At 44.8% G+C, this 14,543-nt stretch carries 12 protein-coding genes; 8 read left to right on the top strand and 4 right to left on the bottom strand.

All coding sequences use genetic code 11. From position 1 onward, the window contains the following. Positions 1 to 28: 28 nt before the first annotated feature. The 3 genes from CXK86_RS30805 to CXK86_RS30815 form a co-directional block, all read right to left on the bottom strand. Positions 29 to 808, bottom strand: a complete 780-nt coding sequence (locus CXK86_RS30805; protein WP_101315073.1) for a hypothetical protein — start codon at positions 806 to 808, stop codon at positions 29 to 31. A gap of 110 nt (positions 809 to 918) precedes the next feature. Next, complete coding sequence (locus tag CXK86_RS30810) at positions 919 to 1,680, bottom strand: LuxR C-terminal-related transcriptional regulator (RefSeq protein WP_101315074.1); 762 nt, start codon at positions 1,678 to 1,680, stop codon at positions 919 to 921. 26 nt (positions 1,681 to 1,706) lie between these two features. After that, positions 1,707 to 2,771: a suppressor of fused domain protein gene (locus tag CXK86_RS30815; RefSeq protein WP_101315075.1), complete on the bottom strand. Its 1,065-nt coding sequence runs from the start codon at positions 2,769 to 2,771 to the stop codon at positions 1,707 to 1,709. Between the two features lie 173 nt (positions 2,772 to 2,944). Here CXK86_RS30815 and CXK86_RS33100 point away from each other — a divergent pair, with 173 nt between their 5' ends. The 6 genes from CXK86_RS33100 (at position 2,945) to CXK86_RS30845 (ending at position 11,240) form a co-directional block, all read left to right on the top strand. After that, positions 2,945 to 3,076: an antitoxin Xre/MbcA/ParS toxin-binding domain-containing protein gene (locus tag CXK86_RS33100; RefSeq protein ID WP_373888087.1), complete on the top strand. Its 132-nt coding sequence runs from the start codon at positions 2,945 to 2,947 to the stop codon at positions 3,074 to 3,076. Positions 3,077 to 3,367: 291 nt separating this feature from the next. Next, the gene (locus tag CXK86_RS30825) at positions 3,368 to 4,825 is read left to right on the top strand and encodes a glycoside hydrolase family 1 protein (protein WP_036668687.1); all 1,458 of its coding nucleotides are present in this window, start codon (positions 3,368 to 3,370) and stop codon (positions 4,823 to 4,825) included. 135 nt (positions 4,826 to 4,960) lie between these two features. After that, a complete protein-coding gene (locus CXK86_RS30830; protein WP_180361904.1) occupies positions 4,961 to 6,643 on the top strand; it encodes an S-layer homology domain-containing protein in 1,683 nt (560 codons plus the stop codon). 48 nt (positions 6,644 to 6,691) lie between these two features. Next, positions 6,692 to 8,116, top strand: a complete 1,425-nt coding sequence (locus CXK86_RS30835; RefSeq protein WP_076252802.1) for a glycoside hydrolase family 1 protein — start codon at positions 6,692 to 6,694, stop codon at positions 8,114 to 8,116. Between the two features lie 233 nt (positions 8,117 to 8,349). Then, positions 8,350 to 9,201 carry a BglG family transcription antiterminator LicT gene (licT, locus tag CXK86_RS30840; RefSeq protein ID WP_036617363.1) on the top strand — a complete coding sequence of 284 codons (852 nt, stop codon included), beginning with the start codon at positions 8,350 to 8,352 and terminating at the stop codon, positions 9,199 to 9,201. 128 nt (positions 9,202 to 9,329) lie between these two features. Then, positions 9,330 to 11,240, top strand: a complete 1,911-nt coding sequence (locus CXK86_RS30845) for a beta-glucoside-specific PTS transporter subunit IIABC (protein WP_076252801.1) — start codon at positions 9,330 to 9,332, stop codon at positions 11,238 to 11,240. 71 nt (positions 11,241 to 11,311) lie between these two features. Here the strand turns inward: CXK86_RS30845 and CXK86_RS30850 are convergent, their stop codons facing one another. Further along, the gene (locus CXK86_RS30850; protein ID WP_101315078.1) at positions 11,312 to 12,214 is read right to left on the bottom strand and encodes a LysR family transcriptional regulator; all 903 of its coding nucleotides are present in this window, start codon (positions 12,212 to 12,214) and stop codon (positions 11,312 to 11,314) included. A gap of 184 nt (positions 12,215 to 12,398) precedes the next feature. Between CXK86_RS30850 and CXK86_RS30855 the strand changes: the two genes are divergently transcribed. Both CXK86_RS30855 and CXK86_RS30860 read left to right on the top strand, forming a co-directional pair. After that, positions 12,399 to 12,986: an ankyrin repeat domain-containing protein gene (locus CXK86_RS30855; protein WP_101315079.1), complete on the top strand. Its 588-nt coding sequence runs from the start codon at positions 12,399 to 12,401 to the stop codon at positions 12,984 to 12,986. Positions 12,987 to 13,035: 49 nt separating this feature from the next. After that, on the top strand, positions 13,036 to 14,379 hold the full coding sequence (locus tag CXK86_RS30860) for a uracil/xanthine transporter (RefSeq protein WP_257468256.1): 1,344 nt from the start codon (positions 13,036 to 13,038) through the stop codon (positions 14,377 to 14,379). Positions 14,380 to 14,543: the final 164 nt, after the last annotated feature.

A 14,543-nucleotide genomic window follows, 5' to 3' on the forward strand; every position in this document is an offset into this window, starting at 1 on the left:
TTCGTACAATGGCAGTAATCAAAAGCGATTATTTGAATTGAACCGATTTCTTGATGGTATCAATCTCGGCTTTGGTCTTATCATCCACGTAAGTGAATATGAAGTTGAAAGCATATCCTTCAATAATTGTACTATAGTAATCTTGAGTAACGGTTGAACCGTCACCTGGATCCATCGTGATTTGCATCAGATCCATCTCTTTACCACCGATGGTTTCCGTTGTCATTTCCTTATAATCGTAAGGGAACTGGCTATCCACCATGAATTTTTTGGTTGCTTCCAGGTAGTCTTTACCTGTACGAATGCCTTGCAACAAGCTTACTTTCTCAGCAACCGCAATTGTGGAAGGACCAACTTGGCCTGCATCTAATGGATACTTTGAAGCCATAAGCAGATTCAATGTTTTGGTCTGAGACAGTTCAATTTGTTTTTTCTTTGTTTCATCATCACCAGCAATCGCTTCGGATGAAGCACTTGTCAGCTCATTCATGCCTGCAGCATCCTGGAACTCCCAAGCTTCCGGAAATTTCAGAGATACGCCAAAATAGTCATTGGTGTAAGAACCTTTTTTCGTAGTCCCCAACTCAACGTCTTGTGAATTATCAGTTTCCTTGGACTCTTCGCTTGCTGGTTCTGTGTTCTCTGTTTCTTCTGTATTGGCTGTATCAGAATCAGTACCTGTCGTTGTTTCTGTCGGGGTAGGCTCTTCTGTTGCGGCTGTGTTATCTGCTTTGTCACCGCAAGCGGCTGCAACCAGCATAATCATAATGAGCATGGCGAATAAAGAAGCTTTTTTTGGAATTGTCATATTACCCTCCTGAAATGTGTGTGTTTGTTTCTCTCTCTACATGTTGCCTGCTTCCTAAATTGTAGCACAAACGTTCTCATATACTACCTATAGGAATCTATAGGGGTCTTCTATACATAAGACATTCGGCTGGCAATTGAAACAGCTTCTGTGCTGGATTGCACACCTAATTTGTTAAAAATCACTTTTTTGTGATGATTCACGGTGCATTCCTTGATCTTTAATTTCAAAGCAATGGCTTTTACCGTGAGGCCTCCGGCTATCATCTCCAGAATGGTTAACTGACGCTCGGTGAACTCCACCGCCGGTTTGTCGCACACTTCAGCAGTCTGTTGACTCTGGCAACAGTTCTGCATGTACGCTGGAATTAACTTGGCAATGGCAATCAGTTCACCTTGCATATCTGCATTAATGGTGGACACATCCAGATAACCGACATGTTGGGATCCCATGAACAGAGGTGCGGCGTAACAATGCCAGCTTTGAAAATAAGGACTTTCATGCTGCTCGGGCAACAGCACTACAGGCTCGTTGCTGTCCATCGTTACAGATATGGCGTTAACTCCACAGCTCTGTGCAGTGAAGAACATGCCCGGACGAATGGGGGAATGTTCTACTACAGCTTTAAGATCTGAACTATAATTCATCGAGAGGAGCACACCGTTGCTATCTGTGAGTAGAAAAAGATAAGTGCCCGTTAAATTCTCTTGAATAACCGAGATACTGTTTTGGAATGCATGAATCAGGAAATGATTGATTTTACGAAGCCTGTCCAGACTGGATTTTGGTAAATAGTCGAACGGAGCCGTTCCTGCTGCGTGCGAGCAAGTCGGGGACTCTTCGTGTCGTGTGGCAAATGTAATGGCAGGCATGTTGTTTCCTCCTTGCTGCACAGTTCTCATCCAATCGTTTGAATTACGTGTCCTTCCTGGTCCTTGATTTCTGTTCTAACAATCTGAACGAGAATATGATCCAATGAAGTTATCTCAAATGTCCCTTCAACCGGACGAAGATTCTCTGCCAGCTCCTTAACAATTTGTTTGTTCACCGTCAGGGTAACTTGTCTGTCCGACTCCAATACGGCTGGATGTTCTCCTGCTTCGAACAGAATATTAGTATCCGGTCCGATCAAGGATAGAGAGGCACCTTTCGAAATTCGGCTACGAAGGATGGTGCCAACTAATACGGCTTGTTTGGCTCCAAGCTGGAGTTTGGCAGGAACCGATTTTTGCAGCAATTTTTTGCGAGGAGATTCCCAAGCCAGTTGTTGTATGAATAAAAACGCTGTGCTGGACCCGTCCTGTTCCATTCCATCCTCAACCGCTTGTATAACCGAAGGAATATCTGCGTACGAATTTCTCATCAGATCCGTCACATATTTGGGCATGAACATGGAGGAGGCAGACAGGAAGCCATGAGCATTCCAACTTTGAATCATTTCCAGTTCCCGACCTGTAATGCCAACCATCTGAATAAATTGCACTGAACCATTAGGCGTTGAGACCGCGGGTAGGTCCGGATCTTCAATAAACGAGAGAGCAGTCAGCAAAGTATCGGATTCCAGACAGATGGGGCCATTGGCGTCCATGTAATCTCCTGGCTGAAAGATATTTCCGCTGTTGAACACGTAACGTCCTACATTCTGTAGCAGATTCAGCGCCCAGGCTGGCGGATCAGTCTCTGCTTCACTGCGTGTAAGACGAAAGGTGAGCTCAAAACCATACCCGCTCTTGGATGCATCCTGCATCTCTTTTTCATACAATTCAGAGAAACCGTAGGTAACAAAATGCCAGTGAGGCATAGGGTCATCGACAGCATAAACGCTAATGCCATCGAGTGGATCGGGACCTCCAAGAATATACGGAAGGGCAGTGCCGTAGTGTTTTGGCTCTTGTTCCCCATACAATTCACGCATGGATTGATCAATCGCATCCCAACCAGATGTGTTTTCTTCCTGAGTCATTATTGAATCCTCCTTGACTGTTCTTTCCCCCGAAAAACATTTAAAATTAAGTCTACCTGTTACAGAAACGGATTCAAGCGGCTTAAGGATGAATTGTGTCAGATAGGACTTGGGTGTTATTAATTGCAATTCAGGGAGTGAAATTACATGAGTATGAAAGGTATCTATTTAAAGTGGGGGAGTACGTTTTTGAATGGATAGCGAAAGATATCCCGGCTTTAGGGGACCAAAGTCCCGCTGTTTACCTGGAAACGGAGGAAGGAGCGCAGGCATTAAGGGCGGCCATTATGCGTATGCCACGTTAATTTTTTCGATGGTGAGAGTGTGCGAACGATCATATGATCCAGTGAAGTTGATTTTGCAAAATAGATATGTTACGCTTACATTACAAGAGCAAACACAACAGAATATGCAATAACATCTTTTGATGGATTGTAACTGTGAAGACAGGCAAAACCTAAACTGATGGTGAAATGAAAGCTCCTTTTTTTGGTGCTATTTTACCTTGAGTTTAGGTTTTTCTTGTTTTCTGCTCTAAATCACACCATTTTTTACCTGGAAAAACCAAAATAAATTTCGAAAAGAGGTTGTTGTTCATGACCACGGCAAAAAAAGGATTCCCCGAAAACTTCCTATGGGGCGGCGCTACGGCTGCCAATCAATTGGAGGGTGCATTCGATAAGGACGGCAAAGGCCTCTCCACAGCGGACATGATCGCTCATGTTCCCAAAGAGAAGCGTACAGGCGGACATGCTATGGAAATTTCCTCTTCCCGAATCGAAGAGATCCTCTCCGGCAAATTTGAAGAACGTTTCCCGAAACGTTTTGGTATCGATTTCTACCATCACTTTAGAGAAGATATTGCATTGTTCGCTGAAATGGGCTTCAAAGTATTCCGTTTGTCCATTCACTGGGCACGTATTTTCCCGAACGGTTATGATCAAGAGCCAAATGAAGCAGGCTTGAAATTCTATGATGAAGTATTTGACGAATTGTTGAAATATGGCATCGAGCCGCTCGTTACATTGTCTCACTATGAGACACCGCTTGGCTTGACGCAAAAATATAACGGCTGGGCTGGCCGTGAAGTAATCCAGCACTATGTTCGGTATGCAGAAACGGTGTTCAACCGTTATAAAAATAAAGTGAAATACTGGCTGACGTTTAATGAAATTAACGTCATGCTGTTCAGCCCATACACTGGCGGCGGCATTCTGATCGATAAAGTGGACAACAAACTGCAAACCACTTATCAAGCGCTGCATCACCAATTTGTAGCAAGTGCATTGGTAACGAAGCTTGCTCACGAGATTATGCCTGGTTCCCAAGTGGGTTGTATGCTTGCTCGTATGGAAACTTATGCAGCAACATGTAATCCGGTAGATGTTCGTCTGGCTCAACACGAGAATCAGATTAACCTCTTCTTCACGGACATGCATGCTCGTGGTAAATACCCGAACTACATGGCTCGTTATTTTGAAGAAAACGACATCGTGATCCAAAAAGAAGCAGGCGATGACGAGATCTTGCTGAACAATACCGTTGATTTCATCTCCTTCAGCTACTACATGTCCGTAACCAAATCTGCATCTGCAGACAAGGAAGAAACATCGGGTAACCTGACTGGCGGCGTGAAAAACCCTTATCTGGAAGCATCCGACTGGGGCTGGGAGATCGATCCGATCGGTCTGCGCGTAACCTTGAACAACTTCTGGGATCGTTACCAGAAACCATTGTTCATCGTAGAAAATGGTCTGGGTGCATATGACCGTGTTGAAGAAGACGGTTCGATCCATGACTCCTATCGTGTGGATTACCTGAAAAAACACATTGAACAAATGAAAGAAGCCATCAAAGATGGCGTCGATCTGATTGGATTTACAGCATGGGGCCCGATTGACCTTGTGAGCATGTCCACTTCCGAAATGTCCAAACGTTATGGTTTCATCTACGTGGATCTGGATGACGAAGGTAACGGAACACTCAAACGTTCCAAAAAGGATTCATTCGACTGGTACAAAAACGTAATCTCCAGTAATGGTGAGCAACTGTAGTTCTCACGTTTTCTGAGCGGGCAAACCTGATATAACAGTTAGTGTTTAATGGAATTTAATGTTCCTGAGGGCCTGCTGATTAGCGTTTGTCCGCTTTTTTATGTGCTGCAAACATTACATATGGAGGGATATCTTTTGAAAAGATGGAACATGAACACAAAAAGTATGGGATGGATGCTTGCCCTGACACTAAGTCTGAGTGTGATCTGGCCAGCAACCGTTGGTGCGGAAAGCAACCAGGTTACTCGAATCCAGGCCAATACCTATGTTGGTGATCCTGGAGAGATGGTAGAATCCTTTGACATTACTATAGCGAATCCGGAGAAATATCAGAATCTGAAAGCCTCAGACTTCGAAATTACTGGCAATTATGATGGCTATCCTTTAAATGAAGCGGAAGAGATCATACAGAATGAGTATGAAGATGACGGAATAAAATTGACAATTACGGATCATACCATCCATATGGCGGTAAAGCCTTTTAAATATCCAGGTGGATTTAAGTCAGCATTTGCAGTCACAAGCAAGGCGTATCCTGAACTTTCTTTTGACGATAAAAATGTAAATGTAGTCAAAACGCGTACGGTCGATGAGTTTGAAAAAGGACAATTTACAGGCAGTAATGGTGCGAACTTGTCCTATCAACTGAAACGAAGCACGTCCGAAGAACCGAAGCCGCTCATGGTATGGCTCCATGGTGGTGGCGAAGTTGGTACGGACGGGCGCAGCCATCTTACTGCAAATCGTGGAGCTGTAGTCTGGACGGAATCGGGGTATGATACTTCCGTACTGGCCGTACAGTATCCTGAGAATTACAGCTTCAAAATCTATGATAACCCGGAGCAACTGGCCCAGATGCAGGCGTACTTCGTGGCGCAGTATGAGTTGATTCAGAAGCTGGTTGCTGAAGGTGAAGTTGATCCGAATCGGATCTATCTGTCTGGTGTTTCCAGTGGCGGTGGTGGTGCCTTCCGTTTCTTGACACAATATCCCGATCTGTTTGCTGGAGCGATTATTGTAGCGGCCAAGGATACGGTAGCGGATTACACCGGATCTGTAGAAGCATTCAAAAAAGAACTGAAAGATATTGTGGATGTCCCAGTATGGATTATGCATGCCAAAAATGATCCAACCACTGATAGCCGGACAAGCTCTTTGGCTTATCAGGCTTTGACTGAGCTTGGAGCCAAGCATGTCAATATGACGCTGTATGACGATGCATACATGGATAGCCAAAGACTGTACGGTGGCATGAAGCATTGGTCGTGGGTACCGGCTTTTGACAACAAAGAAGTACTTGCCGACCTGTTCCAACTAAGCAAAGGTACTTCAGGGGAACAGGATGGAGGTAACATAGAACATGGAACAAAACCAACTGAGCCTGTGACAAGAGCGCAGATCGCCCTCGTGCTTGCCGACAAGTTAAATCTTCCTGAAGTATCCGAATCTGCTTACCCGTACACAGATTCTGCTCCTGAATGGGCTCGTCAGGCCATCGCAACAGTGACCAAGGCAGGATTGATGAAAGGTGTCAGCAATCAGATATTTGCCTCGGGAGAGGAAGTAACACGTGCACAGATGGCAGTGATCGTAGACCATATTTTGACGAGTCGCGGCTGGAATGATGCAGACGAGTCAACTGTAGTATTGTTCAAGGATTTGAATGATAAGCATTGGGCTTATGAAGCCGTTCAAAATAGTGCCAAAGCCGGTATTATGTCTGGTATGTCCAAAGATCAATTTGATTCATCGAAGTCGGTTACAGGTGCTCAGCTGGAGCTGATTCTGCAACGATTGGAACAATTGCCAACAAACTAAGTTCAATAACCAACTTAATAATGATAAATAATGAGAGGAATGATTGATATGACTACACCATTTCCGAAAGACTTCCTATGGGGCGGCGCTGTAGCAGCCAACCAACTTGAAGGAGCTTATAATACAGATGGCAAAGGTCTGTCTGTTCAAGATGTAATGCCACACGGGATTACAACGCCTAGAACGGAAGCACCTACAGAAGATAACCTGAAACTGATCGGTATCGATTTCTACAACCGCTACAAAGAGGATGTTAAACTGTTTGCTGAAATGGGCTTCAAAGTGTTCCGTACATCAATCGCTTGGTCCCGTATCTTCCCTAAAGGTGATGAATTGGAGCCAAATGAGAAGGGTCTGCAATTCTACGATGACCTGTTCGATGAGTGTCACAAATACGGGATTGAACCACTCGTAACGATCTCTCACTATGAGACACCGCTGCATTTGTCCAAAACATATGATGGCTGGGTTAACCGTAAAATGATCGATTTCTACGAGCGTTATGTAACAGTTCTTTTCAACCGTTTCAAAGGCAAAGTTAAATACTGGCTGACGTTCAACGAAATCAACTCCATTCTGGAAGAGCCATTCATGAGTGGCGGCATCTATACGCCAAAAGCAGAACTGTCCAAACAGGATCTGTACCAAGCGATCCATCATGAATTGGTAGCCAGTGCGTTAGCTGTAAAACTGGGACATGAAATTATGCCTGAAGCCAAAATCGGCTGTATGGTACTGAGTATGCCTACGTATCCGTTGACTCCGAATCCGGATGATGTGGTTGCAGCGATGCATGCGGAACAACGCAATGATATCTTTGCTGATATCCATGCACGTGGTTATTATCCGAAATACATTAATCGTTATTTCAAAGCGAATAATATCAATATTAAGTTTGAAGATGGCGATGCTGAAATTCTGAAGCATACCGTAGACTTTATCTCGTTCAGTTATTATGTAAGTATCTGTGAGACTGGTGATCCCGAGAAACGTATCGAAGGCAAAGGAAACCTGTTCGCAGGTGTGCAAAACCCTTATCTGAAAGCGAGTGAGTGGGGCTGGCAGATCGATCCGCAAGGACTGCGCGTAACCTTGAACAAATACTGGGACCGTTATCAAAAACCATTGTTTATTGTCGAAAATGGTCTGGGCGCAGTCGATGAGCTGATTACGGACGAAAATGGAAATAAAACGGTGAACGATGATTACCGTATTCAATACTTGAATGACCATCTGGTACAGGTTGGCGAAGCTCTTGAGGATGGCGTAGAAGTGATGGGTTATACGTCATGGGGCTGTATTGACCTGGTAAGTGCTTCAACAGCAGAGATGAAGAAACGTTATGGTTTCATCTATGTAGACCGCAACAATGACGGTTCAGGAACATTGGATCGTTACAAGAAAAAATCATTCCATTGGTACAAGGAAGTTATTAGTACAAATGGCACAAGTCTTAAGAACAACAACGAGTAAATACTAGTTCTATAAGCATAGTTGTGCAAGCACCTTTTGATGTCACATTAACGCACATTAACCGCTTTCACAAAAACATTGTCATATGGATAATTATATGGTAAGATTGGCCTAAGGCTAATGAATACTGGATTGTTACTGTTCAATCAGGCAAAACCAGAGGCGGGGCATATTTCGTGACCTGCTTTGGTTTTGCCTTTTACTACTTTGACGGTGCAAGGTGATGTGGAGAAATGAAAATTGAGAAGGTGCTGAACAACAACGTAGTTACCGTAATTGATCCGGGAGGAAACGAACTGGTCGTTATGGGACGTGGAATTGCCTTCAAAAAGCATACTGGTGAATCGATTGACGAGAGTCTCGTCGAAAAAATATTCTCGCTTGAAAGTAAGGAAGTATCACAGAAACTCAAAACGCTTCTGTCTGATATCCCGGTTGAATATGTCGAGTGCTCGGATGAGATTATCCGTTATGCCGAGACGGTGTTAGGTGAGAAGCTGCATGAGAGCATCTACATTTCACTGACGGATCATATTCATTTTGCCATTGATCGACATCGTCAAGGATTGCAGATCCGTAACGCATTGTTCTGGGAGATCAAGCGCATGTACCGGAAGGAATATGCCATTGGACTCAAGGCGCTACAGATTATTGAGGAAACGTTAGGTGTCCTGCTACCCGAAGACGAATGCGCATTCATTGCAATGCATCTGGTTAACGCCCAGATGAACGGTGAGATGAGGGAAACGATTAGTATTACGAACATCGTTAAGGACATACTTAACATCGTAAGACGTAGCTTTGTGATTGAACTTGATGAAGATTCATTGAGTTATTATCGATTTTTAACTCATCTGAAGTTCTTTGCTCAACGTGTGTTGCAAGGAACGGCGATTGAAGATAAAGAAGTAGATAATCCGCTTCATGACTTAGTGAGCAAGCAGTATCCGGAAGCACATGCATGTGCTGTAAGGATCAGTGACTATACGCGTAAGATCTATAATCGGGTATTGTCCAAGGAAGAAATACTGTATCTGACCATTCATATTGAACGGATTGTCAGAAATGAACAAACAATTGAATAAAGTTGGGATTGTTACTGCTAAAAAGGCAAAACCTAAACGTTGAATAATGATAAGCTTTTCTGCTTTGTCATTATTCAGTGTTTAGGTTTTTTTTTAACCTTCATTACACATAAAAGGAGCAAAACACAATGGATAAACAACAATTGTCCAAGGACATTTTGAAGCTTGTTGGTGGGGAAGAGAATATCGATCAAGTCACTCACTGTATGACAAGACTCAGATTTAACCTGAATGACAACCAAAAAGCGGACAAAGCGACGCTGAAAAATACACCAGGCGTTATGGGCGTGATGGAGAATGGTGGACAGTTCCAGGTTATCATCGGTAACGATGTGCCTATCGTGTATAACGCACTCGTTGGCAACATGTCCAAATCACCAAACGCAGATAATGCAACCTCAAGCGCTTCAACTGGGGAGAAGAAAAAGAGAAATCCAATAAGTGCGCTGTTCGACTTCATCTCAGGTATGTTTACACCAATCCTGCCTGCAATTACGGGTGCAGGTATGATCAAAGGGATCGTGGCTATCCTTGTCGCACTTGGATGGTTGTCCGATACTAGTTCAACCTATATCATTTTGTCGGCAATTGGTGACGGTGCCTTCTACTTCCTGCCAATCATTCTGGCGATCAGTGCTGCACGTAAGCTGGGTAGTAATATGTATATTGCCGCGGCGCTTGCTGCGGGCATTATGCACCCGACCATTACAGCATTGCTGGCCGATGGTCACAATTCATCCTTTATGGGGATTACAGTCATAGCGGCAACGTATTCTTCTACAGTTATTCCGATTGTTCTGGCCGTTTGGATTGCTTCATATGTAGAGAAAGCCGTTGATCGTGTTATACATGCTTCACTTAAGTTACTCATTGTTCCAACAGTTACCTTGTTAATTATGGTTCCACTGACGTTGATGACAGTAGGTCCATTGGGTACGGTTCTTGGTAATGGTTTGTCCGGTGGTATTTCATGGTTGTTCGACAACATGTCCATCTTCGCAAGTATCCTGATTGGTGGTACGATGTCACTGCTGATCATTACAGGTATGCACTATGCGTTGCTGCCAATCGTTGTTGGTTCAATGACAACACTGGGTTACGACTTTATTATTCCACTGATGTTTGCAGCTAACTTGGCACAAGGTGGTGCAGCATTTGGTGTAGGTCTCAGATCGAGAAATAGCAAAACCAAATCCCTGGCCTATTCCACAGGTCTTACGGCTATTATGGGGATCACGGAACCAGCGATGTATGGTATCAACATGAAGTTCAAAAAACCATTTATCGCAGCTCTCAGCGGGGGTGCTATTGCTGGTGCATTCATGGGAATCTTCAATGTTAAATCGTATGTTATTACAGGACTTGCAGGTCTGCCGAGTATTGCGGCATTTGTCAGTCCAGCAATTAGCACATTGATTTATGCTTTGGTTGGTGGTTTGATTGCCATCGTAGCGGCAGCAATCATTACGTATATCTTGGGCTTCCAAGAAGAAAATGCATCGGAGCCAGTAGCTGCACCAGCAGCAGAGCCGGCAACACCAGCAGCAACAACTTCTGCTGCTGTAACTGAAGAAGCAAAAGCACAAGATGAGCAAGTATTCAGCCCGATCACAGGTGAAGTTAAACCGCTGAGCGAAGTGCCAGACCCTGCGTTCTCTGAAGAGATTATGGGTAAAGGATTCGCGATTCAACCATCTGAAGGTCGCGTCGTATCTCCGATCAACGGAACCGTGTTCTCGTTATCGAAGAGTGGACATGCCATTGGTCTGGTAAGTGATACAGGCGCAGAGATGTTGATTCATATCGGGATTGATACCGTGAAGCTGAAAGGTCAATTCTTCTCTCCTAAAGTTCAAGCAGGTGCGAAGGTTGCTGTAGGTGATGTACTGATGGAGTTTGACCGGGAACAGATCGAAAAAGCCGGTTACACAACGATTACACCAGTCATTATTACAAATATGCATCAGTATGAGTCGATCGAGTCTGCTGGTCGCACTACGATCAAAGAAAAAGACTTGTTGTTCACAGCTAAAGCTTAACCATAAAAATGAAACAGCAGCTTCACTGGAATGTAATCCGGTAAAGCTGCTGTTTTTTTGCTTATAGCCTTTTACACGGAAAGCATCCCCTGAACCAATTGCACAAAATGTTGTGCAGGCTTGGACAGATAGCGGTTCTGCAGCCAGACCAGCGCCGAGCCAACCGTGGAATGCTGGTCCTGAATGCGATATACGTGAAATGGGTGCTCGTGATATAGCTGTAGTACCGTGTGAGGCACGATGGAACTGGCAAAGCCGAGTCGGACCAGCTCGAGCAACATATTAATGTCTGAGCACTCACCCATGATGGAGGGGGTAACCTGATGCTCCCGAAACTTGTCCAAAATTAGCTCGAACATACCGAGTCCTTCTGTGCTTGGAAGCAGTAGAGGGATACCTGTAAGCTGCTCAAAATAAGTCCCCATCTCCACTCCTGGTCCCATCTCTGTCGGACTATCAAGCGGTGTTGAAGAAATGTAGAAAAGGGGTTCCTGTGGCAGATGCAGAACCTCATAACGTTCAGTCTGGACAGGCATGCGTACACAGGCAAGTTCAACTTTGCCATCTTCCAGCAATCGGCATAATTGCGCAGATTCATTTTGTTGAATTTTATAGGTAACCTGTGGGTGGGTGGTGCGAAACTGTTGCAGTGCTTGCGGGATCAGGCGATCCGATATGGTATTGATGCCGATGGCGAGTTTGCCCCGTATGCCGTGACGGAAACTTTGCATCTCCATTACAGCTTCCTCCATATATTTGGTCAAGGTAACCGCATAATCATAGAAGCTGCGACCCGCCTGCGTTAGTTCCATCATACGTCCTTTGCGTTCAAACAAAATTACGCCAAGCTCTTCCTCCATTAACTTTAGTTGCTGACTTAAGGGTGGCTGAGCCATGTGCAGTCTTCGAGCTGCGGCTGTAATCTGTTTCTCCTCAGCAATGGCAATGAAATAGCGACATTGTTTGATATCCAAGTGGTTGTTCTCCTTCGCCTGCAATGTATATGTAATTCATATGGAAAGGCAACAAAACATGTATTTTTAATATACTACGATCTTATGTTACCATACATTAGATTTGCATACCTGACTAACAGGGTTTGGTTTCTATATGAATATTACTGCATGAGAAAGACCTTGAATTGGAGGATAAAACAACGTGGTTAGAACAATACATGATGCTGCTCAAGCGGGCCATACCGATGAGGTCATTCGATTTATCACACAACAGGGTAGCCGGTTGAATGAACGGGATGCATTGGGGCGAACACCTCTGCTGGCTGCGGTGCACGGTAACAAGATAGACACGGCAAGGATGTTAGTGGACGCCGGAGCCGACATTAATCTTCGGGATGCACGATTGGACAACCTGCTGTTATACGCGAGTGCTGAGGGTATGTATGACATGGTCGAATTGGCGATCACAGCAGGTGCAGATACGAGGTTAACGAATCGTTTTGGCGGCACAGCCCTTATCCCAGCAGCGGATCGGGGCCACGTGGACATTGTGGAGCTTCTGCTGACACGCAGTGATGTGGATGTGAACCATATCAACAACCTGGGGTGGACAGCCTTGCTGGAAGCGGTCATTTTGGGAGATGGTGGGCCGCGTCACCAGCAGATTGTTGCCTTGCTTTTACAATATGGTGCAGATCCAAAGATTGCGGATCGGGACGGGATTACACCGCTTGCACATGCGAACCGGCATCGGTATACCGAGATGGAACGACTATTAACCCAAGTCTGAAAAGGCTATACATTTATGATACAGAACAGTGAAAGGATATTCCAAACGAATGAACAGACATCAAGAGCATTTTTTACAAAAGAATATGAAGGACGTATCTTCACTGATTTTGGCAGGTATACAGTGGTTTTTCTTCCTGTTTACCAATACCGTTGTTGTTCCGCTATCCATTGGACATAATTTTCATCTGTCTCCGGATGCCATCGCTGCCTCCATGCAGCACGCATTTATCCTTACCGGAGCAGTGTGTATTCTTCAAGCCGTATTTGGTCATCGATATGCGATTATGGATGGTCCGTCAGGATTATGGTGGGGATTGACGCTAAGTTTGACGGTATCTGCTTCATCGGCCGGTATGAGTATGGAGCGTATTGGCGGTGGGCTGGCTGCAGGTTTTCTGTTAGCGGGATTAACGATGGTGATTCTGGGTTGGCTGGGAGCAGCGCAAGTGCTGCAAAAGCTGTTCACACCTATGGTGAAGAGTGCCATGTTGTTCTTAATGACGATTCAATTAACCATGAATTTTTTCAAAGGTATGATTGGATATACGGAGTTTGGTCGATTCGATCTGCCTGTTGCCGCATTGTCCGTTGTCATTGCATTTTTGGTGGCATGGATTCAATTAAAGGGCAGGGGGAAGCTGGGGAACTACGCGATCCTGATTGGGATTGTGGCAGGCTGGATCGCTTATAGTCTATTGTTTCCTGGACAACATAGCGGACAGCCGAATCAGGCCCCGGCTGGTCTCGAACTGTTTCCGTGGGGAGCGCCCAGATGGGAACCGGGTATTGTCATTACTGCATTTTTCGTGGGACTGGTGAACATGACGAATTCGATCACCACATTAAGCACAGTTGAGAAACTATACCGGACAGAAACAACAAGTCGTCAGTATAGGCATTCCTATGCGCTAACGGGTCTGTTCACGATGTTGTCAGCCTGTGTAGGTGTGCTGCCCTTTGGTTTATTTGCATCATCGATCGGGTTCCTGGAGAGTACTCGCATTCTGCGTCGTGCTGCCTTGATTATTGGAGCGGGGATGTTATGTGTGATAGGTCTTACACCTTCAGTGACAGCATTTTTTGCACAAATACCACCAAGCGTCGGCAGTGCGGTTTTGTTCGTGGCTTATCTTCAGATGTTTGGCACGGCACTTAGAACGCTTGAAGGTACGACGTTTAATTCTAAAACGATCTATCGTGTAGCGTTGCCGGTCCTCACGGGAGTTGCGGTCATGAATATTCCTGCGGAGGCCTTTCAAACTTTGCCCATGTACCTCATTCCGATCATAAGTAATGGTCTCGTCATAGGGGTATTGGTTTCACTGGTTCTTGAAAAAACCGTGAACTGGTCCAAAATGGAACAACCAGCGACAGTTAGTAAAGCGGCATAAAGAGTTTCATCTTGCGACAGTCCAATTTGATTGGGCTGTTTTTCGTATTGTCAGGTTAGCCAGTAATTACTGGTTGGCCTTTTTTTGTGGTCGTTTTACGATGGGGGAAGCCGGGAGAACGTGGCGGTTTTAGGGGCTAGGACCTCGTAACAAAAACAGTTCTC

The organism is Paenibacillus sp. BGI2013, from assembly GCF_002843485.1.
Taxonomy (GTDB): Bacteria; Bacillota; Bacilli; order Paenibacillales; family Paenibacillaceae; genus Paenibacillus; species Paenibacillus amylolyticus.